This is a genomic window from Kitasatospora sp. MMS16-BH015 (assembly GCF_002943525.1).
GTDB lineage: Bacteria > Actinomycetota > Actinomycetes > Streptomycetales > Streptomycetaceae > Kitasatospora.
This window is the reverse complement of the sequence record NZ_CP025394.1, coordinates 3,678,044-3,701,196: the sequence shown is the minus strand read 5'-3', so window position 1 is coordinate 3,701,196 and position 23,153 is coordinate 3,678,044. Positions and strand designations below refer to the sequence as shown.

Below are 23,153 nucleotides of genomic sequence, written 5' to 3'. Positions count from 1 at the left end.
GTGCGAGGATGGCGGCACGTACCAAGACGTGAGGAGCAGGTCATGGCCAGCGGCAGCGGACAGAAGATCGCCTTCCTGGGCACCGGCAAGATCGGCGAGGCGCTGCTCTCCGGGCTGCTGCGGGCGGGCACCGACCCGGCCGACGTGCTGGTGACCACCCGGCGGCCGGAGCGGGCGGCCGAGCTGACCGAGCGGTACGGCGTGACCGTGGTGGGCAACACCGAGGCGGCGAAGCTGGCCGACACCCTGATCCTCGCGGTCAAGCCGCAGGACATGGGCACCCTGCTGGACGAGCTCGGCCCGCACATCGGCGCCGAGAAGCTGGTCATCTCGGCGGCGGCGGGCATCCCGACCGCCTGGTTCGAGGAGCGGCTCGCGGCCGGCACCCCGGTGGTCCGGGTGATGCCCAACACGCCGGTGCTGGTGGACGAGGGGATGAGCGTCATCTCCGGCGGCTCGCACGCCACGGAGCTGCACCTGGCCCGGACGGAGGAGATCTTCCGCTCGGTGGGCAAGGCGCTGCGGCTGCCCGAATCCCAGCAGGACGCGGCCACCGCGCTCTCCGGCTCCGGCCCGGCCTACTTCTACTTCCTGGTCGAGGCGATGACCGACGCCGGCATCCTGCTGGGCCTGCCCCGGCACGTGGCCCACGACCTGATCGTGCAGTCCGCGATCGGCGCCTCGATCATGCTCCGCGACTCCGGCGAGCACCCGGTCAAGCTCCGCGAGGCCGTCACCTCCCCGGCCGGCACCACCATCGCCGCCATCCGCGAGCTGGAGAACCACGGTGTCCGGGCCGCCCTGCTCGGCGCCCTGGAGGCGGCCCGGGACCGGTCGCGGGAGTTGGCCTCCGGCGGCAAGTGATCACTAGGCTCGGGGCCATGCGCTACGACCTGGTGATCTTCGACAACGACGGCGTGCTCGTGGACAGCGAGCCGATCTCCAACCGGGTGCTCGCCGAGTACCTGACCGAGCTGGGGTACCCGACCACCGTCGAGGACTCGTACCGGGACTTCATGGGCTGCGCCGCGCACACCGTGCACGACGTGGTCGGCGAGCGGTACGGGGCGGCGCTGCCGGAGGGGTTCGACGAGCTGTTCCACGGGCGGGTGTTCGCGGCCTTCGGGCGCGAGCTCGCGCCCGTGCGCGGGGCGGGGGAGCTGCTCAAGGCGCTCCAGCGGGACGGGGTCGAGTACTGCCTGGCCTCCTCCGCGCACCACGAGTGGATCCGCACCGCCCTCGACCTGACCGGCCTGCGCGAGCACCACCGCGAGGAGCGGATCTTCAGCGCCCAGGACGTGGGCGTGGGCAAGCCCGCCCCGGACCTCTTCCTGCACGCCGCCCGCACCCTGGGCGTCGACCCGGCCCGCTGCCTGGTGATCGAGGACAGCCGCAACGGCGTGCTCGCCGCCCGGGCGGCCGGGATGGACGTGTACGGCTACGCGGCGCTCACCGACCCGGCCAAGCTCACCGGCGCCGGGGCCACCGGGCTGATCACCGATCTGGGCGAGGTGCTCGGCCTGCTGGGCCCGCTCGGCTGAGGCTGGCGCGGAAAGGCTGCCCGTTTTATCTCTCCCGCAAAAACGTTCCAGCCCCTACGCTCTCGCCAACATCGACATACCGGCGAGTAGCGAGGTGCGGCATGCCCGAGGAGATCACCCCGAGGCTCCGGCAGGCGAGGGCGGCGCTCGCGGTCAGCTTCCTGCTCCAGGGCACCACCTTCGCCCTGCTGGTCACCTGCATCCCGGAGATCCAGAAGCAGTACGGCCTCAGCGACGGCCTGCTGCCGGTCTTCCTGGCCGCCGTGCCGATCCTGGCCGGGGTGGGGTCGATCAGCTCGGAGCAGCTGGTGCGGCGCAGCAGCGCCCGGGCCGTGCTGCGGGTGGTGCAGCCGCTGCTCTGCCTGACCCTGGCCGGGGCCGGGCTCGGCTCCGCGCTCTGGCAACTGGGCATCGCGCTGGGCGCCTTCGGCCTGCTGGTCGGCGCGCTGGACGCCTCGATGAACATGCTCGGGGTGGGCCTGCAGCGCCGGTACGGGCGCAGCATCATGCTCGGCTTCCACGCCGCGTTCAGCGCCGGCGGCATCCTCGGTGCGGCGCTGGCCGGCCTCGGCTCGCACTACGACCTGGGTCTGGACGAGCTGTTCGGGGTCAGCGCGGCCGTGCTGATCCCGCTCTCGCTGCTGGTCGGCACCCGCTTCGCCGGCCGGGCCGAGCTGGGCGACGCTGTGCGGGAGGCCGCCGAGGCCGCCGCCCGGTCGATCCCCTGGCGCCCGCTGCTGCCGCTCTGCGCGGTGATGGCCTTCGCCTACATCGCCGACGCCTCCGTCTCCAACTACAGCGTCAAGTACCTCACCGACGGCCTGGGCAGCCCCGACGACCTGGCCAAACTCTCCTACCTCGGCTACATGGTGGCCCTGCTGGCCGGCCGCACGGTGGGCGACCGGGCCGTCCAGCGGTTCGGCGCGGGCGCGGTGGTCCGGGCCGGTGCGGGTGTCGCCGCGCTCGGCTTCGCGGTGGCCGCCGCCGCCCCCTCGCCGTGGACGGGCATCGCCGGCTTCACCCTGCTCGGCCTCGGCATCTGCGCGATCATCCCCCAGGTCTTCGCGGCCGGCGGCCGCCGCTTCCCGGCCGATTCCGACGCCGCCGTGGCCCGGCTCAACCTCTTCAACTACGTGGGCTTCCTGGTGGGTTCGCCGCTGGTGGGGGCGCTGGCCGACGCCGCTTCCTACCGGCTGGCCCTGCTGGCGCCCATGGTGCTGGTGCTGGCGATCCTCTTCTTCGCAAGGGAGTTCGGCATCGCCACCCCCGGACACATGGCTCTGGAGAAGGCAACTGGGCGCAACCAGTAGGTTGGAGCCATGCACGACTCCTGCGGTCTCCACCTGTACTGGGACGAAGCCGTCACCACGTACGACTTCGGCCCCGGACATCCGATGGACCCCCGGCGGCTGGCCCTGACCATGCGGCTGGTCGAGGAGTTCGGCCTCACCGGCGCGCCCGGCGTGCAGGTCAAGGCGGCCCCGCCGGCCGGGGATTCGACGCTGCGGCTGGTGCACTCCGCGGCGTACGTGGAGGCGGTGAAACGTGTCGCCGCCGACCCCTCGCTGACCGACCAGCGGCACGGGCTCGGCACCGAGGACAACTGGGCCTTCCCCACCCTGCACAGCGCCTCCGCGCTGATCGCGGGGCAGTCGGTGGCGGCGGCCGAGGCGGTCTGGTCGGGGGCGGCCGGCCACGCTGTCAACTTCGCGGGCGGGCTGCACCACGCGATGCCGGACCGGGCCGCCGGCTTCTGCGTGTACAACGACGCCGCGCTGGCGGTGGCCCGGCTGCTCGAGCTGGGGGCGGAGCGGGTCGCGTACGTGGACCTGGACGTGCACCACGGGGACGGGGTGCAGCAGGCCTTCTGGGACGACCCCCGGGTGCTGACCATCTCGCTGCACGAGACCCCGGCCACGCTCTTCCCGGAGACCGGCTGGTCGACCGAGACCGGCGGGGACGGCGCGCCCGGCTCGGCGGCCAACCTGCCGCTGCCGGCCGGGACGGGCGACGCGGCCTGGCTGCGGGCCTTCCACGCGCTGGTGCCGGGCCTGCTGGCGGCCTTCCGGCCGCAGGCGGTGGTGAGCCAGCACGGGGCCGACACCCACCTGGACGATCCGCTCGCCCATCTGGCGGTCAGCCTGGACGCCCAGCGGGAGGCCGCCGGTGCGATGCACGAGCTGGCCCACCGGTACGCGGACGGCCGCTGGGTGGCGCTCGGCGGGGGCGGGTACGCGGTGGTGGAGGTCGTACCGAGGGCGTGGACGCATCTGGTCGCAACCGCCGCCGGCCACCCGCTCGACCCGGCCGCCGAAACCCCGGAGGCCTGGCGCGCGGAGGTGCTGCGCACCACCGGCCAGACCGCGCCCACCCGGATGACGGACGGCGTGACGCCCTACTGGCGCGACTTCGACGACGCCGGCTACGACCCCGGGGACCGGCTTGACCAGGCCATTCTGGCCGCCCGCCGGGCCGTCTTCCCCCACCACGGCCTGCTGCCCTGACCGCCCGGCTCGCGCCGCGGGGTGAGGGCGCGCACGCCAGGCGCCCGCGCCGGTGGACGGCGGTGCGTACCCGGATCGCACCCAACCGTCGAGTGACTACGTACTGCAACAGACGCATCTCGCACCGTACAGAGACTGGGCTTCTCCCTCTTCCCACTGGTACCACCCATAACTACTCTGGGGATACACGTGTGCCGGTGGAGTCACCGGAGGGGAAGCCGGTGCCTTGCACACGGGTTAAGGGTCGGGTGAGGGTCATGAGTTCCGGCGAACGCCCCCTTCAGGAGGTCGTCTTCCTGACCGTGGCCGAGGTCGCCTCGGTCATGCGGGTGTCCAAGATGACGGTGTACCGCCTGGTGCACAGCGGAGAGCTCCCGGCGATCCGGGTGGGTCGCTCGTTCCGGGTGCCCGAGCAGGCGGTCCACGACTACTTGAAGGAGTCCTACGTGCGGCTCGAGAGCGCGTAGGAGTCGCGTAGTCCACCACCGGTTTCCCACTCGTTGGGGACACGATTACGGTGCTGGGCGCACGGAAGGTAGGCTAGGCCCTCCGTCAGTCGTATGGACTCCGTCTCTCACGGGCGCGAGTCTCAGTGAGCGAGGGTTGTTCCGTGGGCTCTGTCATCAAGAAGCGTCGCAAGCGTATGGCCAAGAAGAAGCACCGCAAGCTTCTGAAGCGGACTCGCGTTCAGCGTCGCAACAAGAAGTAATACTGCGGTAGACGCTTCTTCTGCCCGCCTCGGCACCAGCCGGGGCGGGCAGTGCTGTACCCGGACGCCGTCCGGACTTCAGACATCCGGGCCCGCGTTAGCGGCGCTCAATCGCCGGCGCGGTACGGTGCTGCTGGGGAGCGTTCGAGGAGGGTGCAGCAGGTGGGCAAGGTGGTGCTCGTCACAGGAGTCGCCCGGCGCCTCGGCGATCGTTTCGCGGCGGAGCTGAGCCGCAGCCCCGGGGTGGACCGGGTGATCGGGGTGGATTCGCGCGAACCCGCCGCCGAGCCCTCGTACGCCTTCCGCCGGCTCGACCTGCGGCGGCCCACGGTGGCCCGGGTGATCGCCGAGCACGAGGTGGACACCGTGGTGCACCTGGACGTCAGCGCGATCGGCCCCGGCAGCCGGGCCACCGTCAAGGAACGCAACGTCATCGGCACCATGCAGCTGCTCGGCGCCTGCCAGAAGGCCCCCGGGCTGCGCCGACTGGTGGTGAAGTCCACCACCGGGGTCTACGGCTCCGCCCCGCGCGACCCGGCCGTCTTCGGCGAGCGGATGCAGCCCAAGAACCTGCCCAGGGGCGGCTTCGCCAAGGACGCCACCGAGGCCGAGGGCTACGTGCGCGGCTTCGCCCGCCGCCGCCCCGACTGCGCCGTCACCGTGCTGCGCTTCGCCAACATCCTCGGCCCGGCCGGCGACACCCCGCTGGCCGAGTACTTCGCCCTGCCCGTGCTGCCCACCGTGCTCGGTCACGACCCGCGCCTGCAGTTCGTCCACGAGGACGACGTGATCGAGGTGCTCCGGCTCGCCGCCGGACCCGAGCCCCGGCCCGGCACCTTCAACGTGGCCGGGGAGGGCGTGCTGCTGCTCTCCCAGTGCGCCCGCCGGCTCGGGCGGCCGACCGTGCCGCTGCTCGCCCCCGCCCTCGGCCTGGTCGCCGCGCTGGCCCGGCAGACCAGGATCGCCGACGTCTCGCCCGAGCAGCTCCAGCTGCTCACCCACGGCCGGGTGGTGGACACCACCCACCTGCGCGAGACCTTCGGCTACCAGCCGCGCTTCGCCACCGCGGAGGCCTTCGCCGAGTTCGCCGCGGCGCAGCGCTCCGGCCTGCTGCCGCCCGAACGGCTGGCCGCCGTCACCGACCGGCTCGGCCGCCTGCTCGGCGCCGAGCGGACCCCGACCCTGCCGAGGAGCTGAGGCAGCGATGACCGCCGCGAGTGAGCGGGCCGCCGAGGCCCGGGTGATCCCGATCGAATCCGCCCCCAGCTACCAGGCCGCCGACCAGGCCCCCGCCGGCCTGGCCGACCGGATCGCCGGCGCCGTCGGCGGAGCCCTGGCCGGCCCGCTGGGCGCCGCCGCCGAGCGGGCCCTCGGCAAGGGCTGGGAGGGCCGGGCCGCCAACGGCCTGTCCTTCCTGCGGCGCCGGCTGACCGGCGACTACGAGGTGGACGAGTTCGGCTTCGACCGGGAGCTCACCGAGGAGGTCGTGCTCTCGGTGCTCCGCCCGATCGCCGAGAAGTACTTCCGGGTCGAGGTCCGCGGCATCGAGAACATCCCGGCCGAGGGCGGGGTGCTGATCGTCTCCAACCACTCCGGCACCATCCCGCTGGACGCCGTGATGACCCAGGTGGCCATACACGACCACCACCCGCACCGGCGCCACCTGCGGATGCTCGCCGCCGACCTGGTCTTCGTGCTCCCCGGCATCGGCGAGCTGGCCCGCAAGGCCGGCCACACCCTGGCCTGCAACGAGGACGCCCAGGCCCTCCTGGAGCGCGGCGAGGTGGTCGGCGTCTGGCCGGAGGGCTTCAAGGGCATCGGCAAGCCCTTCAGTGAGCGGTACAAGCTCCAGCGCTTCGGCCGGGGCGGGTTCGTGGCCTCGGCGATCAAGGCCCAGGTGCCGATCGTGCCCTGCTCGATCGTCGGCGCCGAGGAGACCTACCCGATGATCGGCAACCTCAAGCCGCTGGCCCGCCTGCTCGGCCTCCCGTACCTCCCGATCACCCCCACCTTCCCCTGGCTCGGCCCGCTCGGCGCCCTCCCGCTGCCCACCAAGTGGACCATCCAGTTCGGCGAGCCGATCCCCACCGACAGCCTGCCCCGCGAGGCCGCGGACGACCCGATGCTGGTCTTCGACCTCACCGACGAGGTCCGCGAAACAATTCAGCACACGCTCTACAAGCTGCTGATGCAGCGCCGATCGGTATTCTTCTGAGCCTCTCTCTGGTCACCTCTGTGGGGGCGTTCGGCTCATGAGCAACGAGATCTACTTCAGCAACAACTACCGTGACCTGTGCGAGCAGTACGGCACCGGGTCGGGCTTCCAGTTCGAGTTCCACTGCTCGCGGTGCTCGGACACCTGGCGGTCGCCCTTCGAGTCCTTCACCACCGGCCGGGCCGCCAGCTGGGTCAGCAAGGGCGTCTCCGCCGCGTGGAGCGTCCTCGGCGGCAACGGCGGCACCATCAGCAACGCCGCCGACGGCCTGGCCGGCGCGACTTGGGGTAGCTCCCGGGACGCCGCCTTCCAACGCGCCATCACCCAGGCCCAGGGCCACTTCGACCGCTGCGCGAGGTGTACTTCGTACGTCTGCGGGCGGTGCTTCTCGGGTTCGGTCGGGCTCTGCCACGGCTGCGCCCCCGACACGGCCGCCGAGGCCGAGGCAGCGCGGCAGCGCGGCATGAACGCGATGGTCGAGCAGCGCGCCTGGGACGCCGGCCAGCAGGCCGGCCAGTCCTACGACGTCTCCGCCCCGCGCCAGTTGGTCTGCCCCCAGTGCAACCACGAGACGCACGGCTCGGCCTTCTGCGGCGCCTGTGGCTACCGCCTGGCCCAGCCGAGCACCTGCACGTCCTGCCAGGCGACGGTGCCGGACGGTTCGGCTTTCTGCCCCACTTGTGGAACGCGAAGGTAGGGGCGCGAGGAACTGCGCGAGGTCGGGAGAAGCGGACCGATCTTCGATCCCTTGAGTCAGTGGCACAGACCCAGGGGCGCGAGGAACTGCGCGCTGCGGGAGGCGACAGGTGGTCGTCTTCCGAGCTCGCGCAGTTCCTCGCGCCCCTATGGGTTAAAGCCCTAGTCCGGGGAGCAATCCCGGCAGCAAGGGCGGGATGGTCAGGCCCTGGGGGGTGCCCTCCGGGGTGGTCTGGGCTGCCGAAGGGGCCGGGGTGGGGGCCGACTTGGGGGCGGTGCCGGGGGTGGCGTTGCCCGTGGGGGCGGTGCCGTTGCCGGTGGTGCCGGTGAGGGGGTCGGTGAGGGAGTGGACCAGGCCGCCCACGCCGGACTGCGGTTGGGGCTGCCGGCTGGCCGGGCCGCCGTTCGCCGCGGAGCCGCCGGAGGCCGCTTTGCTGGGCTCGGGGGCGTCCTCGGGGGCGGAGCTGCCGGAGGCCGGTGCGGCGGGGGCCACGCCGGTGGCGGGCTTGGCCGGGGGCTGCTCCAGGTGGAGCGGGGCCACGTCCTCGTTCACGTCGCCGAAGAAGCGGTCGACCCGGCCGGCCTCGGTGGTGAGCTGCGGGGGCAACTGCCCCTGGATCGCGGCCCACCGGCCGTCCTCCCCGTCCGCGAAGGTCGCGAGCTTCCGCATCGGGGCGAGCGAGCCGTTGCTCCGGTAGACCGAGCGCAGCAGCTCCCGGCCGCGGACGGCCTCCGCGTGCATGTCGTCCAGGGCCCGACGGACCTGGTCGACGGCGGCCGGGCTCAGCCCGTCCTCGCGGCCGGCCCGCCCGAGCAGGTTCTGCGCCTCCTCCAGCCGGGTGGAGGCCTGGTCGAGCAGCAGTGCGCCGCGCTCGCTGTCGGAGCCCGCCAGGTCGAGCCGCAGGCCCTCCAGGCCGCGCTTCATGCCGTAGAGCGCGTCCCCCGGAAGGGCGTTGGAGCTCGCGAAGGCGGCGCCGGTGAAGCCGCCGACGGCAACTCCCGCCACCAGCCCGCCGATGGCCAGCCGACGGCCCCAACGGCCGCGCCGGGCGGCCCGGATGCCCCGGTGCCTGCGCTGCTGCGGGACGCGGGCGGTCTGGCCACCGGCCCACTCCTGCTCGAACGCGGCCATCAGCTGGGCGCGTTGGACGGACCTGGCCTCGCCGGTCAGCGAAGGCCCGGGCAGCCCGCCCAGGTCGTCCGCCACGGACAGCAGCTCCGCGAACGCGCCGGTGGGCGAACTCGCTTCAGGCGTACCGGTGTTCGGTACGGCCTCCCTCTGGTGGGCCTCCAGCGCCTCGGCGAAGGCCTTCGCCCGCCGGTGCTCCAGCACGTTTGCCGTCACGGGCCACACCTCCCTTCGTCGTTGTCGACACCCCGGCCCACCGGACGGTTGCTCCGGCAAGCCATAACCACACCATCGGGTGACAGTCCTTGACCTTGCTTGACCGTTGGGCCGGTGGGGGTTTGCATGCTGGCCAACGAGCGGCGCCCGCCGCTGGTTACGCACGGCTGATCATGTGACCGCTCATTCACCCGCACGTGTCGCCCGACCTGCGCCGATGACGGCCGGGCCACACGGAGGGCTATCGCAGGGGTCACCGGGCGTCGGGGGGCAGCAGCCGGGCGAGGGTGCGGACGGCACGGTACTGGAGGGTCTTGATGGCCCCCTCGTTCTTGCCCATGATCCGGGCCGTCTCGGCCACCGAAAGCCCTTGCAGGAAGCGGAGGGTGACGCACTCCTGCTGCTGCGGGTTGAGCCGTCGGACGGCGTCGAGCAGGGCCGCGTTGGAGAGGGATTCGAGGACCGACTCCTCCGGGCTGCGCTCGCACTCGTTGGAGTCGAGCATCTCGCCGGTGGTGACCTCCAGCCGGAAGCGGCTGGACTTGAAGTGATCGGCGACCAGGTTGCGCGCGATGGTCACCAGCCAGGCGCCGAAGTCCCGGCCCTGCCAGGTGAAGGTGCCGATCCGGCGCAGCGCGCGCAGGAACGTCTCACTGGTGAGGTCCTCGGCGGTGGCCCGGCTGCCCACCCGGTAGTAGATGTACCGGTAGACGGTGTCGGCGTAGTGGTCGTAGAGCCGGCCGAAGGCCTCGCTCTCGCCGGCCTGGGCCCGCTCGACCAGCTCCATGATCGGGTTGTGCTCGGTCTCGAAGCCGGGGCTGGGCGTGGTGCGGGCCCGGCTGCGGCCGCCGCCGAGGGTGGTGCCGCGGCTGCGGGTGCCGGTGGTGCCGCTGGTCGTGGTCGAGCGCAGCAGGGCGCCCGGCGGCGCTCCGCCGAACGTGCCGCCGGCCAGGGCGGGTTGGGGCACCACCTGGGGCACGTACAGCTCGAACTCGCGGATCGCGGCCCACAGGCGGTCGACGCGCGTACCGGAGCGCATGGGGGCGGCCGACGGGCGGGAGGTGGCAGGCGCGTCGTTCCGGACGGGTGGGTACACGGGACTCCCAGAGGCAGAACTGTGGACGGATCACCTCCGCCTGCGCGGAGAGCACACTTCCTGACCCCCCGTCACACGGGACGCGTGGGTGGCGTGCATCCAGGAGAGAATAACGCTTTGTGCAATGACAGCTACACCCTGTGGCCGAAGTGGTCGTTTGAGATCCGCTTCGCGTGCATATTCAGCTGGAACTGACCGACCCTGACCCCGACTGCTCCGCTGCAAGTGACCATCCGTGCACTCCAAGTGACAGATTTGGCAGGTGGGGCGGCGGTTTCCCCGTCCTGGGGCCCGGCAACCGCCGAGTTTGGCGAGGAGTCGAACGATCGGAATCGGTCAGGCCCGAAGCGGATCGGAGCGCGCCGGATTTTTCGCCCGTAGGTGTGACAGGGCGTCACCGGGTCGGGCCTGGATTCAGCGGCGCTTGCGGCGCTCCGCGAGGGTGACGGCGGCGAGCCCGGCGAGGATGCCGAGGCCCGCGGCTGCGGGCAGGCCGATCCGGGCGGCCTTGCGGCCGGTGCGGAAGTCGCGGACCCGCCAGCCCATCCGTCGGGCGTGGCGACGGAGCGTGGCGTCCGGGTTCACCACGTAGGGGTGTCCGACCAGGGCCAGCATCGGGATGTCGTTGGCGGAGTCGCTGAAGGCGGCGCAGTGGGTGAGGTCGAGCTGCTCGCGGCGGGCCAGCGCGGCCACCGCGGCGGCCTTGGCCTCGCCGTGCAGCAGGCCGCCGACCAGGCGGCCGGTGTAGACGCCGTCCACCGCCTCGGCCACGGTGCCGAGCGCGCCGGTCATGCCGAGCCGGCGGGCGATGATCCGGGCCACCTCCAGCGGGGCGGCGGTGACCAGCCAGACCCGCTGGCCGGCGTCCAGGTGCATCTGCACCAGGGCCCGGGTGCCGGGCCAGATCTTCTCGGCGATGACCTGCTCGAAGATCTCCTCGCAGATCTGCTCCAGCTCGGCCGTCCGCTTGCCCGCGACCAGGCCGAGCGCGGTGTCCTGGGCGTCGGCGATGTGCGCCGGGTCCTCCGAGCCGAGCAACCGGAAGGAGGCCTGCTGCCAGGCGAACCGGGCCACGTCCCAGCGGCTGAAGAAGCGGCGGCGGTAGAGGCCGATGCCCAGGTAGAAGATGGCGGCGCCGCGCAGGATGGTGTTGTCGCAGTCGAAGAAGGCGGCGGCCCGCGGGTCGTCGGGGGTGGGGGTGTGGTTGCCCTCGGGCGCCTTGGGTGCACGCTTCGGGGTGGCGACCAGGGCGGCCTCGGCCGCCTCGGCGGCGGCCTCGCCCGCGAGGGCGGTCCGCTCGGTCGGGGTACGCCTCGCCTGGGTGAGCCTTCGCAACGCGGCCATGCGTCGAGCATAGTCAGCTCCGCTTGTGAGACCCATGGCCGCGGCATGCCGCCGTCGTTAACAACCCGCATCCGGCGCGTGGCCCACAATGGGCCGGTGAGCCCACTGCTGCGACGCGACACCAAGAAGAAGCCGGCCGAGCGCACCGTCACGCTGGTCGGCAAGCCCGGCTGCCACCTCTGCGACGAGGCCCGCGAGGTGATCCTCAAGGTGACCGGCGAGCTCGGCGCCGCCTTCGAGGAGAAGGACATCACCCAGGACGAGGAGCTGTACCGCACTTACTGGGAGCAGATCCCGGTGACCCTGATCGACGGCGAGCAGCACGACTTCTGGCGCGTGGACGAGCGCCGCCTCCGGGCCGGCCTGGGCGCCTGAGCTCGGCCTCCCACCCCCGCCGGACGGCGGGGGTGGGAGGCCGAATCGTTGCCAGGGCGTGCCTGAAAGGCTTTTCTTCTCCTGCATTGGTCGGCTTACGATCTAATCGTTTTGGTCGCCGGGGGCTGTAGACGGAGGAGGGCTCCCATGCGCGGCTACGCCGTGGTCGACGTCGAGGCCACCGGTCGCAGCCCGTGGCGCCACCGGGTGGTGGAGGTCGCGGTGGTGCTGCTGGACGAGCAGCTGCGGCCCGAGGGCGAGTTCTCCACGCTGCTCGACCCGGCCGGGCCGGTCGGACCCACCCATGTGCACCGGATCGCCCAGGAGGACGTGGTCGGCGCCCCGCGCTTCCGCGAGGTCGCACCGCACCTGCTGGAGCGGCTGGCCGGCCGGGTGCTGGTCGGCCACCACGTCAGCTGCGACCGGGCCTTCCTGGAGCGGGAGTTCGCCCGGATCGGGATACCCCTGCCGCCCGTCCCGCTGCTCTGCACGATGAGCCTCGCCCGGGGCCGCCTGGCCGGGGCCGGCGGCTACGGCCTGGCCGCCTGCGTGGCGGCGGCCGGGCTCGGTTGGTATCCCGCGCACACCGCGCTGGGCGACGCCCGGGCCACCGCCGACCTGCTGCGGCACTGCGTACACACCCTGAAGTGCCCGCCGGTGGACTGGGCCGAGCCGCTGACCGCGGCCGCCCGGGTGCCCTGGCCGCGCCTGGGCCGGGCCGCCCTCCGGCCGGCCGGTGCGCTGATCCGGCGCGATGCCCCGTACGGGCCGTGGCCGCAGGGCGGCGAGCGTCCGGGCCTGGTGCTGACCGCACTGGGTGGCGAGTGATGCGCATCACTGTGCGGGGACAAAACGGACACCATCTTTGTGCACACGTTCACAAACGCATAGCCTGGCTGCCAAAGCCCAGCTTCACCCACAGGAGCACCGTGGCAATCGGCCGATCACCACAGAGCAGTTCGCAGGGGCCCGACCAGGGCGCCTCGCGCCGACCCTCGCGTGCCCGGGGCATCCCGGAGGCGACCGTCGCCCGGCTCCCGCTCTACCTGCGGGCGCTGACCGCGCTCTCCGAGCGCTCCGTCCCGACCGTCTCCTCCGAGGAGCTGGCCGCCGCCGCCGGGGTGAACTCGGCCAAGCTGCGCAAGGACTTCTCCTACCTCGGCTCGTACGGCACCCGCGGTGTCGGCTACGACGTCGAGTACCTCGTCTACCAGATCTCCCGCGAGCTGGGCCTGACCCAGGACTGGCCGGTCGTCATCGTCGGCATCGGGAACCTGGGGCACGCGCTGGCCAACTACGGCGGCTTCGCCTCCCGTGGCTTCCGGGTGGCCGCGCTGCTGGACGCCGACCCGTCCGTGGTCGGCGGCAGCGCCGCCGGGCTGCCGGTGCGGCACATGGACGAGCTGGAGGAGATCGTCGCCAGCCAGCACGTCTCGATCGGTGTGATCACCACCCCGCCCGGGGCCGCCCAGCAGGTCTGCGACCGGCTGGTGGAGGCCGGCGTGACCAGCATCCTGAACTTCGCGCCGACGGTGCTCAACGTGCCGGACGGCGTGGACGTCCGCAAGGTCGACCTCTCGATAGAGCTCCAGATCCTGGCCTTCCACGAGCAGCGCAAGGCCGGCGAGGAGCCGGACCGCGGTGACTCGGTGCTCGACCGGGCCCCCGGCCCGGTCCGCGCCGCCGCCGCCAAGCTGCGCCGGGCTGCCGGCGGCCAGGCCAAGCCGGAGCCGGGCAAGGGCGGCAAGCCCGGCCCCGAGGGTGACCTGTCCGCGGTGATGCCCGCGTGAACGGCCACCGGGACCAGAAGCGCCGCGGCGGTAGGAGCCACCGCGGCTGTACGGACAAGGGGCGGGCATGAGTCTTCTCGTCGTTGGGCTGAGCCACCGCACGACCCCCGTCGGCGTGCTGGAGCGTGCCGCGCTGACCGGTGAGACCCCGGCCCTGCTGCTGCGCGACGCCGCCGCCAACGAGACGGTCGGCGAGGTCGCGCTGGTCAACACCTGCAACCGGATCGAGCTCTACGCCGACGTGGAGAAGTTCCACGCGGGCGTGGCCGAGCTCTCCCTGCTGCTCTCGCACCACAGCGGCGTCGGCCTGGAGGAGCTCACCTCCCACCTCTACGTGCACTACGAGGACCGCGCCGTCCACCACATCTTCTCGGTGGCCTGCGGCCTGGACTCGATGGTGGTCGGCGAGGGCCAGATCCTCGGCCAGCTGCGCGACGCGCTGGCCCGGGCGCAGGAGGAGCACACCGCCGGGCGCGGACTGAACGAGCTGTTCCAGACCGCGCTGCGGGTCGGCAAGCGGGCGCACAGCGAGACCGGCATCGACAAGGCCGGCCAGTCGCTGGTCACCTTCGGGCTGGACCAGATCGCCAAGGGCGCCGGGGAGATCGCCGGCAAGCGGGCCCTGGTGGTCGGGGCCGGCTCGATGAGCTCGCTGGCCGCCGCCACGCTGGTCCGGGCCGGGGTGTCCGAACTGCTGATCTCCAACCGCACGCCCGAGCGGGCCGAGCGGCTGGCCGCCAACCTGGGCGGGGCCGCCCAGGCGGTGGCCGTCCAGGTGGTGGACTGGGCCAAGACCGCCGAGGCGATGGCCGAGGTCGACCTGGTGATCTCCTGCACCGGCGCGGCCGGCGTGGTGATCACCGCCGGGCAGGTGGCCGCCGCCGTCGAGCGCCGGACGGCCGACACCCCGCTCGCCTTCCTCGACCTGGCGATGCCGCGCGACGTGGACCACGCGGTGCACGAGCTGCCCGGCGCGCTGCTGGTCGACCTGGAGAGCCTCTCCGAGGCCGACGCCGCCACGCCCGGCGCGGGCGACGTGGACGCCGTCACCGGCATCGTCGCCGACGAGGTGACCGCCTTCGGCGCGGCCCAGCGGGCCGCCCGGATCGCGCCCACCGTGGTCGCGCTGCGCGCGATGGCCTCCGAGGTGGTGCTGAGCGAGCTCGGCCGCCTCAACACCCGGCTGCCCGGCCTGGACGAGCGGATCCGGGCCGAGGTCTCGCAGACCGTCAAGCGGGTCGTCGACAAGCTGCTGCACGCCCCCACCGTGCGGGTCAAGCAGCTGGCCGCCGAGCCGGGCGGCGCCGGGTACGCCGACGCCCTGCGCGAACTGTTCGACCTGGACCTCGCGGCGGTGCAGGCTGTGTCCGGCACCCCGATCGGTGCCCAGGCCGGGCCCAGCAGTACCGCCACCCCCGCGGGAGGCACCAGATGAACCACCCGACAGACCCCCACGAGCACGACCGGGACGATCACCTGATGAATGGTCAAGAGTCAGCCGCGCCACTGCGCCTCGGCACCCGCCGCAGCGCCCTCGCGATGGCGCAGTCGGGCATGGTCGCCCGCGAGGTCTCCCGGGTGACCGGGCGGCCCGTCGAGCTGGTGGAGATCACCACCTACGGCGACACCTCGCGCGAGGCCCTGGCCCAGATCGGCGGCACCGGCGTCTTCGTCTCCGCACTGCGCGACGCGCTGCTCGCGGGCGAGATCGACCTGGCCGTGCACTCCCTCAAGGACCTGCCCACCGCCGCCCCCGCGGGCCTGATCCTGGCCGCCGTGCCGGAGCGCGAGGACTCGCGCGACGCGCTGGTGGCCCGGGACGGGCTGACCCTGGAGGAGCTGGTCGAGAAGCTGGCCGGGCACACCGCCCGGATCGGCACCGGCTCCCCGCGCCGGATGGCCCAGCTCAACGCCTGGGCCGCCGCGCGCGGCGCCGCCCTCGAGACGGTGGCGATCCGCGGCAACGTGGACACCCGGATCGGCTACGTCACCAAGGGCGAGCTGGACGCCGTGGTGCTCGCCACCGCCGGCCTCAACCGGCTCGGCCGCAGCGCCGACCTCACCGAGCACCTTGACCCCGAGCTGATGCTCCCGGCGCCCGGCCAGGGTGCGCTCGCCGTCGAGTGCCTCGCCCCGGACCTGGCCCGCGAGCTCGCCGCCCTCGACCACGCCCCCACCCGGGCCGCCGTCACCGCCGAGCGCGCCCTGCTGGCCGCGCTGGAGGCGGGCTGCTCCGCCCCCGTGGCCGCGCTCGCGGCCTGGGAGGGCACCGAACTGCGGCTGGAGGGCGTGGTCGGCACCGTCGACGGCGCCACCCTGCTGAAGATGACCGCCACTGGCCCGCTTGTCCTCGACGAGACGGCCGAACGGCAGGCGACGGCCCTCGGCCACGCGCTCGCCGCCCGGCTGCTCGAAGCGGGCGCGGCCACTCTGATGGGGGAGCGAGCCCGATGAGCCCCACCGCCGCCACCAGCCCGACCAGCACGCCGGCCACCCCGGCCGGTCGCTGCACCTTCCTCGGAGCCGGCCCCGGTGACCCCGGGCTGCTCACCCTGCGCGCGGTCGAGGTGCTCGCCTCCGCCGACATCCTGATCGCCGACCCGCTCACCGCCGCCGCCGTGCGCACCCACTGCCCCAGCGGCGTCCAGGTGCACACCCCGTGCGACGAGGACGGCCTGGACGTGGCCAAGCTGGTCGCCGAGGCGGTCCGCGCGGGCCGCCACGTCGTCCGCACCGTCGACGGCGACCCGGGCCTGGACGGCTGCGCGGCCGAGGAGATGCTCCGCTGCGCCCAGGCCGAGATCGCCTTCGAGGTCGTCCCCGGCGTGGCCCAGTCCGTCGGCGTCCCGGCCTACGCCGGCGTGCCGCTGCGCGGCAGCCAGGGCGCGGACGTGCGCTTCGTGGACGGCGCGGCGCTGCTCGCGGGCGCCCTGGTCGACCTCGGCGCGCCGGAGACCACCCTGGTCGTCCGCACCACGCTCGGCCAGCTGCCCGCCACCGCCAACGCGCTGGTCGCCCAGGGCCGCAAGCCCGACGCCGCGCTCTGCGCGACGCTCTCCGGCACCACCACCCGCCAGCGCACCTTCACCGCGACGCTCGCGACCATCGCCGCCGACCTGAAGGCAGCCCGCGTGCTGCCCTCCCCGGTCTCGGCCCCGGTCGACCCCGCCACCTCGGTCATAGCCGTGGTCGGCGAGCAGGTCGCACACCGGTCCTCGTACTCCTGGTTCGAGACCAAGCCGCTGTTCGGCTGGAACGTCCTGGTGCCCCGCACCAAGGAGCAGGCCCACGGCCTCTCCGACCAGCTCCGGGGCTACGGCGCCGTGCCGCAGGAGGTGCCGACCATCGCGGTCGAGCCGCCGCGCACCCCGCAGCAGATGGAGCGGGCGATCAAGGGCCTGGTGACCGGCCGCTACGAGTGGATCGCCTTCACCTCGGTCAACGCCGTGCGGGCCGTCCGCGAGAAGTTCGAGGAGTACGGCCTCGACGCCCGCGCCTTCGCCGGCATCAAGGTCGCCGCCGTCGGCGAGACCACCGCCCAGGCCCTGGTCGACTTCGGCGTGAAGCCCGACCTCGTCCCGAGCGGCGAGCAGTCGGCCGCCGGCCTGCTGGAGGACTGGCCGCCGTACGACCCGGTCTTCGACCCGATCGACCGCGTGCTGCTGCCGCGCGCCGACATCGCCACCGAGACCCTGGTGGCCGGCCTGGTCGAGCTCGGCTGGGAGGTGGACGACGTGACGGCCTACCGCACCGTCCGCGCCTCGCCCCCGCCGGCCGAGACCCGCGAGGCGATCAAGGGCGGCGGCTTCGACGCCGTGCTCTTCACTTCGTCCTCGACGGTCCGCAACCTCGTGGGCATCGCCGGCAAGCCGCACAACGTCACGATCATCGCCTGCATCGGCCCGGCCACGGCGAAGACCGCCGAGGAGCACGGCCTGCGGGTGGACGTGATGGCGCCGGCGCCCAGCGCTGCCGCTCTGGCGCAGGCGCTGGCCGAGTTCGGCGCCGGACGGCGGGATACTGCTGTGGCGGCCGGTGAGCCGGTCTACCGTCCGAGCGAGCGGCGCCCGGGTTCCCGGAGGAAGGCGCGCTAGACGTTACGCCCGGGGGCGCGGGGAACTGCGCGACCAGCCCTCTACGGAGGTGCACGGTTGCGCGCGCAGTTCCCCGCGCCCCTGAAGTGGTTTCTGTAAGCGGAGAAAGTGAGACGTTGTGCCTGCTCAGTTCCCTTACGTTCGCCCGCGTCGGCTCCGGCAGAGCCCGGCCATGCGGCGGCTGGTCGCCGAGACCAGGCTGCATCCGGCCGAGCTGATCCTGCCCGCTTTCGTCCGGGAGGGGATCACGGAGCCGAAGCCGATCGGCTCGATGCCGGGCGTCGTCCAGCACACCCGGGACACCCTGCGCCGCGCCGCCGTGGAGGCTGCGGAGGCCGGGCTGGGCGGGATCATGCTGTTCGGGGTGCCCGAGGTGCAGGATGCGATCGGGAGCGAGGGGACCAACCCGGAGGGGATCCTGCAGCTGGCGATCCGGGACGTGGTCTCGGAGGTCGGTGACGCCCTCGTCGTCATGTCGGACCTCTGCCTGGACGAGTACACCGACCACGGGCACTGCGGGGTGCTGGCCGAGGACGGCAGCGTGGACAACGACGCCACCCTCAAGCGGTACGAGGAGATGGCGCTGGTGCAGGCCGAGGCCGGGGTGCACCTGGTCGGGCCGTCCGGGATGATGGACGGTCAGATCGGCGTGATCCGGCGGGCGTTGGACGAGGCAGGCTACCAGGACACCGGGATCCTGGCCTACACGGCCAAGTACGCCTCGGCCTTCTTCGGGCCGTTCCGGGAGGCCGTGGGCTCCTCGCTCAAGGGCGACCGCAAGTCGTACCAGCAGGACCCGGCCAACGCGCGGGAGTCGCTGCGCGAGCTGGAGCAGGACGTGGCCGAGGGCGCCGACCTGGTGATGGTGAAGCCGGCCATGGCCTACCTGGACATCCTGCGGCAGGTGGCCGACGCCTCGCCGGTGCCGGTGGCCGCGTACCAGGTCTCCGGCGAGTACGCGATGGTCGAGGCGGCCGCCGCGAACGGCTGGGTGGACCGGGAGCGCATGATCATGGAGACGCTCACCTCGATCCGCCGCGCGGGCGCCGAGCAGATCCTCACCTACTGGGCGGTCGAGGCCGCCCGGATGCTCTGACCCACCGGACGAGAACGGGCCGGAGGCCGGGCTCCCCACAGCGGGGCCCGGCCTCCGGTGCTCTCGGGGTGAGCGCTACTCGATGACGGCGATGCCGTCCTCGCCGCCGCCGAGCGCGTGGCTGTTGGCCCAGCCGTGCTGCTCGTACGCGGCGAAGATGTGGTCCGTCGCGGCCCACCCGTGCTGCTCGCCGGCGAGGAACGGGCAGTCGGCGGTGGCGAAGAACTCGCCGCCGCCACCGGCGGCCACGTGGGCGTAGGCGGGGGCCGAGACACCGGCCAGGACCAGCGCGCCGGCGGTGACGAGCAGGGCCTTGCCCAGCTTGCTCTTCATGGTCTGTCCTCTCTCGTGCAGCTCGGCGGCAGGTGCCGTGAGCTGCGGTGATAGGGCTGAGTGGTCAGGCTGTCACACGAGGTGACCGCCCGTGGGGCGCCGCGCCGGGCCGCAGGGGTGACAGCGGCCCGGCCCGGACGGCGAAAGGCCGCAGGGCCCGGGGGGACGCTCCCCCGGGCCCTGCGGTCGATGCTTCGGCAGATCAGCCGATCAGGTGGCTGACGCCACCGTCGCCCGAGCCGATGGTGTTCTGGCCGACGACGCACTGCTGGGTCGGCTTGTTGTTGAGGACCGGGACCTCGACCGGGATCGCCAGGCCGATGGCCGCGCCGACCGCGATGTTGTGAACCTCGGGCAGGCAGAGGTTCGGGTTGTCGAGGGTGTGGAAGTTCGGGCTGTGGTTGCCCTGGGTGCCGGTCGCGTTGGTGCCGCCGTTGCCCTGGAGGGAGGTGGCGGAGCCGTCCGAGTCGCCGATGGCCATCGCGGGGGCGGCGGCCATGGCCAGACCGGCAGCGGCAACGCCCAGGGTGGCGAACGCCTTCTTGATCATTGTTCTGATTCCTTTACGGATCTGATGGTGAGTGGAGCGGGAGTGGAAGAGGGGTGAGTCGGCGGCACTGGAGGTGCCGCCGATCCAGTGGTGCGGTGAGGTCAGCCGACCAGGTGGGAGACGCCGCCATCGCCGCTGCCGGCGGTGCTCTGGCCGACCACGCAGGTCTGCTTCGGCTGGTTGTTCAGGGCCTGGACCTCGACCGGCACCGCGACGCCGAGCACCGCGACACCGACGTTGTGGATCTCGGGGAAGCAGATGTTCGGGTTGTCGAGGAAGTGGAAGTTCGGGCTGTGGTTGCCCCAGGTGCCGGTCGCGTTGGTGCCGCCGTTGCCCTCGATCGAGGCCGCCGAGCCGTCGGCGTTGCCGATCGCGTTGGCGGGCACGGCCGCGGCGGCCACCGCAGCCGCGACCAGACCGGCGGTCGCGAAAGTCTTCTTGAGCATGGGGAGAACCTCTCTGAATTTCCGGCGAACCGAGGGGCGGATTTCCCGACCCCGCCGCCGCCGTGGCTGCGACATCTGAATCAAAGAATGACGACGGGGAAAGTTACGCGAAATCCTCGAGAAGTCTTTTTCGATCACGGCCGGGGGCGCTCTGCGGTCTGACTATTAGTCCGAACCGGTTAACCCTCGCAATCCACCCGTGGCTGTCTCGTTGAGCGATTGATTGCGGCTCTCGCAGATCCTCGGCTCCGGACAGAACAGGTGAATCGAATGAAGCTCTCCAAGCGGGCGGGCGCCCTGCTGCTCGCGGCAGGTGCCGGTGTGGTGGCCGCCCCCGGGGTGGCCACCGCCACGGCCATGACGCCCGGCCAGGTCGCCGCCGTCGAGCACGAGCTCTCCGGCAGGGAGGTGCCCTTCGAGATCCCGCTCGGCGGCGCGACCGACAAGCTGGGGGTGCTGCCCGAGGGCGGCAAGATCTCCGGCGGGGTGCCCACCTCGCTGGTGATGCCGCCGGTGCCCGAGGAGCACGCCAAGCACCAGCTGATCCCGGACCACGTGGTGCCCGCCGTCAACGCCGGCCGGGTCGGCCCCTCGCTCCAGGCCGCGGTGCCGCTGCCGGCCGCCGACCGCTCCACCGAGCTCGGCAACCTGCTGCTGGACGCGCCTGCCGCCCCGCTGCACACCGCCGGCCCGGCCCTGACCATGGGCCAGCCGCTCTCCCTGGTGGACGGCCCCGACGGCCGCCCGCAGGATCAGGACGTGGCCTTCGGCGAGCTCGAGCCGCAGCTGATCGCCGCCCCGGTGCAGGCCATCCCGGGCGCCAAGGCGACCCTGGGCGGCCCGGAGAAGCACCTCTCGGTGACCGGCGCGGCCAAGGACCTCACCGACACCACCACCGGCACCGTGACCGAGGTGCTCAACTCCTCGGACTGAGCCGACCGTACGGGCCGCCCGTACGACTGAGGGGCCCGGCACCGGGGAGACGGTGCCGGGCCCCACGCGCGTGCGCCGGGCGCTCGCGCGCGCCGCGTGCTCGCGCGTGCTCAGCCGGGCAGCAGGCCGAGCGCCGGGCCGACCCCGACCAGGTCCTTCGCGCCCCCGCCGTTGCTCAGCGGGCCGGTCAGTGTCTGGGTGGTGACCGGGCGCAGGCCCTGGTCCGGCTTGACCGCGAGCTCGTTGTCGAGCAGGTCGGCGGAGGACTGGGCGAAGGGGTCGAGCCGGAGCGACTTGGCGGGCGCGAAGGCGTAGCCGAGGGCGCTCGTGGTGGCGTGCACCGCCGGGCCGACCTCCGTCTTGGAGAGGTGGGCGGAGGGCGTGGGGAGCTCGGGTGCGCCCTGCTCGGCGGCCTGGGCGGCCGGGGCGGCGGCGGAGCCGAGCAGCAGGGCCGCGCCGACGGCGGCCAGGCCGAGCCCGCTGGTCCTACGGGTCATCAGAAGTCCTTTGCTGGCGAGGGGGCAGGAAGCCGAACTGCCCCCCGGCCTGGGCGGCCGGGGGGCAGGGGATGTGCGGCGGACGCCGATCAGGGAGTGATCAGCAGTCCTCGTCGCCGGCGTCCACGTTGGCGCAGGAGTTGCCGAACGCCGGGTTGAGCAGGCCGATCACGTTCACGCTGTTGCCGCACAGGTTGACCGGGATGTGCACCGGCACCTGGATGCTGTTGCCCGAGGCGACACCGGGGGAGTTGGCGGTGACGCCCTCCGCCTCGGAGGAGGCCAGCGCCGAGCCGGCACCGGCCAGCACCAGGCCCGCGGCGGCGGCGGAGAGGACGGCGGCCTTCTTCACGTTCTGCATGGGGGTCGATCTCCTAGATCAGTACAGGGGAGTGGCTGAGTCAGCCGACGTTGGCGCAGGAGTTGCCGAACGCCGGGTTGAGCAGGCCGATCACGTCGACGCTGTTGCCGCAGACGTTGACCGGGATGTGCACCGGCACCTGGATGCTGTTGCCGGAGATCACGCCGGGGGAGCCGGCGGTGACGCCCTCGGCCTCGGAGGAGGCGATGGCGGAGCCGGCACCGGCCAGCACCAGGCCGGCGGCGGCGAGGGAGAGGACGGCGGTCTTCTTGAGGTCACGCATGGTGTTCGTTCCTTCGTTCGTTCTGCCCGACGGGTTCTGGTCGGGGGCCGGGTGCGGGGTGAACCGCACCCGATGCTGCGGGGGTGTCCGCTCGGTCGGCCCGGCGTTCGCCCGACCGGTTCGGCCGGCCTCGGTCAGGAGACGTTGGCGCAGGAGTTGCCGAACGCCGGGTTCAGCGCGCCGATCACGCTGACCGTGTTGCCGCAGAGGTTGACCGGGATGTGCACCGGCACCTGGACGGTGTTGCCGGCGATGACACCGGGGGAGTTCACCGTGGCGGCCTCGGCCGACGCGCCGTGGGCGTGGTGGGCCGAAGCGGCAGCGGCGCCGCCGAGCAGCAGGGCCGCGGTGGCCGCGGAGCCGAACGCGCCGTAGGCGAGCTTGCGCATGATGCGATCTCATTTCTGGGTCGAGCCGAGCGGGGTGGAGCGGTGAAGCCTGTATCGCCAGGAAGAACGACGGAGCGGCCGCGGGGAAACGGGTGCCTTCGGTGATCACCCGAATGCCGTTGATTGGTGCGAGTGGGTGATTGTTCGGTGCGGAGCACAACCGCGGGGGGAGCGGGCCGTTGAGGATGGCACCTGCTCCAATCCCGAACACTCAATGAGGAGACTCGAATGAGCATCAAGAAGGCTGCCGCCGTCGGCGCCGCTGTCGCCGGTCTGGTCGCGGCCGGTGCCGGCTCGGCCATGGCGAGCTCCGAGGCGGAGGGCGTCACCGCCGGCTCCCCCGGTGTCATCTCCGGCAACAGCATCCAGGTCCCGGTTCACGTTCCGGTCAACCTGTGCGGCAACACCGTCAGCGTCATCGGCGCCCTGAACCCGGCGTTCGGCAACTCCTGCGCCAACGTCGGCTGAATCTGACGCCACTCCGAAGGCCGCCGCCCCTCCTGTGAGGGGTGGCGGCCTTTGCGCGTGTCAAAAACCTTGTTGCGTTACTTGTCAG

28 protein-coding genes are annotated in these 23,153 nt (G+C 72.8%); 18 read left to right on the top strand and 10 right to left on the bottom strand.

Going from position 1 to position 23,153, the window contains the following annotated elements; genetic code table 11:
- Positions 1-42: 42 nt before the first annotated feature.
- The 9 genes from proC to CFP65_RS16005 all read left to right on the top strand — a co-directional run bounded on the left by proC (position 43) and on the right by CFP65_RS16005 (position 7,666).
- Entirely contained in the window at positions 43-864 is an 822-nt protein-coding gene (gene proC, locus CFP65_RS16045) for a pyrroline-5-carboxylate reductase (protein WP_104816739.1), read from the top strand.
- Between the two features lie 17 nt (positions 865-881).
- Positions 882-1,541 carry an HAD family phosphatase gene (locus CFP65_RS16040; RefSeq protein ID WP_104816738.1) on the top strand — a complete coding sequence of 220 codons (660 nt, stop codon included), beginning with the start codon at positions 882-884 and terminating at the stop codon, positions 1,539-1,541.
- A gap of 101 nt (positions 1,542-1,642) precedes the next feature.
- Positions 1,643-2,851, top strand: coding sequence for an MFS transporter (locus CFP65_RS16035; protein WP_104816737.1), 1,209 nt, complete (start codon positions 1,643-1,645; stop codon positions 2,849-2,851).
- A gap of 9 nt (positions 2,852-2,860) precedes the next feature.
- Positions 2,861-4,045, top strand: coding sequence for an acetoin utilization protein AcuC (locus CFP65_RS16030; RefSeq protein ID WP_104816736.1), 1,185 nt, complete (start codon positions 2,861-2,863; stop codon positions 4,043-4,045).
- Positions 4,046-4,302: 257 nt separating this feature from the next.
- The gene (locus tag CFP65_RS16025; protein WP_104820917.1) at positions 4,303-4,512 is read left to right on the top strand and encodes a helix-turn-helix domain-containing protein; all 210 of its coding nucleotides are present in this window, start codon (positions 4,303-4,305) and stop codon (positions 4,510-4,512) included.
- A 143-nt stretch (positions 4,513-4,655) separates the two neighbouring features.
- Positions 4,656-4,754: a 30S ribosomal protein bS22 gene (locus tag CFP65_RS16020; protein WP_003948845.1), complete on the top strand. Its 99-nt coding sequence runs from the start codon at positions 4,656-4,658 to the stop codon at positions 4,752-4,754.
- Positions 4,755-4,916: 162 nt separating this feature from the next.
- Positions 4,917-5,951 (top strand): NAD-dependent epimerase/dehydratase family protein, encoded by a 1,035-nt coding sequence (locus CFP65_RS16015; RefSeq protein WP_104820916.1) that lies wholly within the window; start codon positions 4,917-4,919, stop codon positions 5,949-5,951.
- Between the two features lie 7 nt (positions 5,952-5,958).
- Positions 5,959-6,969 carry a lysophospholipid acyltransferase family protein gene (locus CFP65_RS16010; protein WP_104816735.1) on the top strand — a complete coding sequence of 337 codons (1,011 nt, stop codon included), beginning with the start codon at positions 5,959-5,961 and terminating at the stop codon, positions 6,967-6,969.
- Positions 6,970-7,006: 37 nt separating this feature from the next.
- A complete protein-coding gene (locus CFP65_RS16005) occupies positions 7,007-7,666 on the top strand; it encodes a zinc ribbon domain-containing protein (protein ID WP_104816734.1) in 660 nt (219 codons plus the stop codon).
- A 153-nt stretch (positions 7,667-7,819) separates the two neighbouring features.
- Here CFP65_RS16005 and CFP65_RS16000 read toward each other — a convergent pair whose 3' ends face one another.
- From CFP65_RS16000 to CFP65_RS15990, 3 genes are all read right to left on the bottom strand, one after another.
- On the bottom strand, positions 7,820-9,010 hold the full coding sequence (locus tag CFP65_RS16000; RefSeq protein WP_104816733.1) for a DUF5667 domain-containing protein: 1,191 nt from the start codon (positions 9,008-9,010) through the stop codon (positions 7,820-7,822).
- A gap of 253 nt (positions 9,011-9,263) precedes the next feature.
- Complete coding sequence (locus CFP65_RS15995; RefSeq protein ID WP_371682422.1) at positions 9,264-10,106, bottom strand: ECF subfamily RNA polymerase sigma factor, BldN family; 843 nt, start codon at positions 10,104-10,106, stop codon at positions 9,264-9,266.
- A 414-nt stretch (positions 10,107-10,520) separates the two neighbouring features.
- Positions 10,521-11,450, bottom strand: a complete 930-nt coding sequence (locus CFP65_RS15990) for an HAD family phosphatase (RefSeq protein ID WP_104816731.1) — start codon at positions 11,448-11,450, stop codon at positions 10,521-10,523.
- Positions 11,451-11,546: 96 nt separating this feature from the next.
- On the opposite strand from CFP65_RS15990, the gene CFP65_RS15985 reads away from it, so the two are divergent.
- The 7 genes from CFP65_RS15985 (at position 11,547) to hemB (ending at position 18,805) form a co-directional block, all read left to right on the top strand.
- Complete coding sequence (locus tag CFP65_RS15985; RefSeq protein WP_254552417.1) at positions 11,547-11,825, top strand: glutaredoxin family protein; 279 nt, start codon at positions 11,547-11,549, stop codon at positions 11,823-11,825.
- Between the two features lie 147 nt (positions 11,826-11,972).
- Positions 11,973-12,653 carry a 3'-5' exonuclease gene (locus tag CFP65_RS15980; RefSeq protein WP_104816729.1) on the top strand — a complete coding sequence of 227 codons (681 nt, stop codon included), beginning with the start codon at positions 11,973-11,975 and terminating at the stop codon, positions 12,651-12,653.
- A gap of 101 nt (positions 12,654-12,754) precedes the next feature.
- A complete protein-coding gene (locus tag CFP65_RS15975; protein WP_174805540.1) occupies positions 12,755-13,615 on the top strand; it encodes a redox-sensing transcriptional repressor Rex in 861 nt (286 codons plus the stop codon).
- Positions 13,616-13,682: 67 nt separating this feature from the next.
- Positions 13,683-15,050, top strand: coding sequence for a glutamyl-tRNA reductase (locus tag CFP65_RS15970; RefSeq protein ID WP_104816728.1), 1,368 nt, complete (start codon positions 13,683-13,685; stop codon positions 15,048-15,050).
- A 44-nt stretch (positions 15,051-15,094) separates the two neighbouring features.
- Positions 15,095-16,069 carry a hydroxymethylbilane synthase gene (gene hemC, locus CFP65_RS15965; protein WP_104820914.1) on the top strand — a complete coding sequence of 325 codons (975 nt, stop codon included), beginning with the start codon at positions 15,095-15,097 and terminating at the stop codon, positions 16,067-16,069.
- Positions 16,066-17,709: a bifunctional uroporphyrinogen-III C-methyltransferase/uroporphyrinogen-III synthase gene (locus CFP65_RS15960; protein WP_104816727.1), complete on the top strand. Its 1,644-nt coding sequence runs from the start codon at positions 16,066-16,068 to the stop codon at positions 17,707-17,709. The genes hemC and CFP65_RS15960 overlap by 4 nt, the downstream gene beginning before the upstream one ends.
- 118 nt (positions 17,710-17,827) lie before the next feature.
- Positions 17,828-18,805 (top strand): porphobilinogen synthase, encoded by a 978-nt coding sequence (gene hemB, locus CFP65_RS15955; RefSeq protein ID WP_104816726.1) that lies wholly within the window; start codon positions 17,828-17,830, stop codon positions 18,803-18,805.
- A gap of 75 nt (positions 18,806-18,880) precedes the next feature.
- Here the strand turns inward: hemB and CFP65_RS15950 are convergent, their stop codons facing one another.
- The 3 genes from CFP65_RS15950 to CFP65_RS15940 all read right to left on the bottom strand — a co-directional run bounded on the left by CFP65_RS15950 (position 18,881) and on the right by CFP65_RS15940 (position 20,134).
- The gene (locus tag CFP65_RS15950) at positions 18,881-19,138 is read right to left on the bottom strand and encodes a hypothetical protein (RefSeq protein ID WP_104816725.1); all 258 of its coding nucleotides are present in this window, start codon (positions 19,136-19,138) and stop codon (positions 18,881-18,883) included.
- A gap of 202 nt (positions 19,139-19,340) precedes the next feature.
- Entirely contained in the window at positions 19,341-19,688 is a 348-nt protein-coding gene (locus CFP65_RS15945) for a rodlet layer protein (RefSeq protein WP_104816724.1), read from the bottom strand.
- Between the two features lie 101 nt (positions 19,689-19,789).
- On the bottom strand, positions 19,790-20,134 hold the full coding sequence (locus tag CFP65_RS15940) for a rodlet layer protein (protein ID WP_104816723.1): 345 nt from the start codon (positions 20,132-20,134) through the stop codon (positions 19,790-19,792).
- A 270-nt stretch (positions 20,135-20,404) separates the two neighbouring features.
- On the opposite strand from CFP65_RS15940, the gene CFP65_RS15935 reads away from it, so the two are divergent.
- On the top strand, positions 20,405-21,067 hold the full coding sequence (locus CFP65_RS15935) for a hypothetical protein (RefSeq protein ID WP_104816722.1): 663 nt from the start codon (positions 20,405-20,407) through the stop codon (positions 21,065-21,067).
- 110 nt (positions 21,068-21,177) lie between these two features.
- On the opposite strand, the gene CFP65_RS15930 is transcribed toward CFP65_RS15935, so the two are convergent.
- The 4 genes from CFP65_RS15930 to CFP65_RS15915 all read right to left on the bottom strand — a co-directional run bounded on the left by CFP65_RS15930 (position 21,178) and on the right by CFP65_RS15915 (position 22,597).
- Positions 21,178-21,564, bottom strand: coding sequence for a hypothetical protein (locus tag CFP65_RS15930; RefSeq protein WP_104816721.1), 387 nt, complete (start codon positions 21,562-21,564; stop codon positions 21,178-21,180).
- 100 nt (positions 21,565-21,664) lie between these two features.
- The gene (locus CFP65_RS15925; RefSeq protein WP_104816720.1) at positions 21,665-21,925 is read right to left on the bottom strand and encodes a chaplin; all 261 of its coding nucleotides are present in this window, start codon (positions 21,923-21,925) and stop codon (positions 21,665-21,667) included.
- Between the two features lie 40 nt (positions 21,926-21,965).
- On the bottom strand, positions 21,966-22,208 hold the full coding sequence (locus tag CFP65_RS15920; protein ID WP_104816719.1) for a chaplin: 243 nt from the start codon (positions 22,206-22,208) through the stop codon (positions 21,966-21,968).
- A gap of 134 nt (positions 22,209-22,342) precedes the next feature.
- The gene (locus tag CFP65_RS15915; protein ID WP_104816718.1) at positions 22,343-22,597 is read right to left on the bottom strand and encodes a chaplin; all 255 of its coding nucleotides are present in this window, start codon (positions 22,595-22,597) and stop codon (positions 22,343-22,345) included.
- Positions 22,598-22,825: 228 nt separating this feature from the next.
- Here CFP65_RS15915 and CFP65_RS15910 point away from each other — a divergent pair, with 228 nt between their 5' ends.
- Entirely contained in the window at positions 22,826-23,065 is a 240-nt protein-coding gene (locus tag CFP65_RS15910; RefSeq protein ID WP_104816717.1) for a chaplin, read from the top strand.
- The last annotated feature ends 88 nt before the right edge of the window (positions 23,066-23,153 follow it).

Coding starts and splice junctions, on each gene's coding strand:
- proC (WP_104816739.1), top strand. CDS start 43: ATGGCCAGCGGCAGCGGACAGAAGATCGCCTTCCTGGGCACCGGCAAG.
- CFP65_RS16040 (WP_104816738.1), top strand. CDS start 882: ATGCGCTACGACCTGGTGATCTTCGACAACGACGGCGTGCTCGTGGAC.
- CFP65_RS16035 (WP_104816737.1), top strand. CDS start 1,643: ATGCCCGAGGAGATCACCCCGAGGCTCCGGCAGGCGAGGGCGGCGCTC.
- CFP65_RS16030 (WP_104816736.1), top strand. CDS start 2,861: ATGCACGACTCCTGCGGTCTCCACCTGTACTGGGACGAAGCCGTCACC.
- CFP65_RS16025 (WP_104820917.1), top strand. CDS start 4,303: ATGAGTTCCGGCGAACGCCCCCTTCAGGAGGTCGTCTTCCTGACCGTG.
- CFP65_RS16010 (WP_104816735.1), top strand. CDS start 5,959: ATGACCGCCGCGAGTGAGCGGGCCGCCGAGGCCCGGGTGATCCCGATC.
- CFP65_RS16005 (WP_104816734.1), top strand. CDS start 7,007: ATGAGCAACGAGATCTACTTCAGCAACAACTACCGTGACCTGTGCGAG.
- CFP65_RS15990 (WP_104816731.1), bottom strand. CDS start 11,450: ATGGCCGCGTTGCGAAGGCTCACCCAGGCGAGGCGTACCCCGACCGAG.
- CFP65_RS15980 (WP_104816729.1), top strand. CDS start 11,973: ATGCGCGGCTACGCCGTGGTCGACGTCGAGGCCACCGGTCGCAGCCCG.
- CFP65_RS15970 (WP_104816728.1), top strand. CDS start 13,683: ATGAGTCTTCTCGTCGTTGGGCTGAGCCACCGCACGACCCCCGTCGGC.
- hemC (WP_104820914.1), top strand. CDS start 15,095: ATGAATGGTCAAGAGTCAGCCGCGCCACTGCGCCTCGGCACCCGCCGC.
- CFP65_RS15960 (WP_104816727.1), top strand. CDS start 16,066: ATGAGCCCCACCGCCGCCACCAGCCCGACCAGCACGCCGGCCACCCCG.
- CFP65_RS15950 (WP_104816725.1), bottom strand. CDS start 19,138: ATGAAGAGCAAGCTGGGCAAGGCCCTGCTCGTCACCGCCGGCGCGCTG.
- CFP65_RS15945 (WP_104816724.1), bottom strand. CDS start 19,688: ATGATCAAGAAGGCGTTCGCCACCCTGGGCGTTGCCGCTGCCGGTCTG.
- CFP65_RS15940 (WP_104816723.1), bottom strand. CDS start 20,134: ATGCTCAAGAAGACTTTCGCGACCGCCGGTCTGGTCGCGGCTGCGGTG.
- CFP65_RS15935 (WP_104816722.1), top strand. CDS start 20,405: ATGAAGCTCTCCAAGCGGGCGGGCGCCCTGCTGCTCGCGGCAGGTGCC.
- CFP65_RS15930 (WP_104816721.1), bottom strand. CDS start 21,564: ATGACCCGTAGGACCAGCGGGCTCGGCCTGGCCGCCGTCGGCGCGGCC.
- CFP65_RS15925 (WP_104816720.1), bottom strand. CDS start 21,925: ATGCAGAACGTGAAGAAGGCCGCCGTCCTCTCCGCCGCCGCCGCGGGC.
- CFP65_RS15920 (WP_104816719.1), bottom strand. CDS start 22,208: ATGCGTGACCTCAAGAAGACCGCCGTCCTCTCCCTCGCCGCCGCCGGC.
- CFP65_RS15915 (WP_104816718.1), bottom strand. CDS start 22,597: ATGCGCAAGCTCGCCTACGGCGCGTTCGGCTCCGCGGCCACCGCGGCC.
- CFP65_RS15910 (WP_104816717.1), top strand. CDS start 22,826: ATGAGCATCAAGAAGGCTGCCGCCGTCGGCGCCGCTGTCGCCGGTCTG.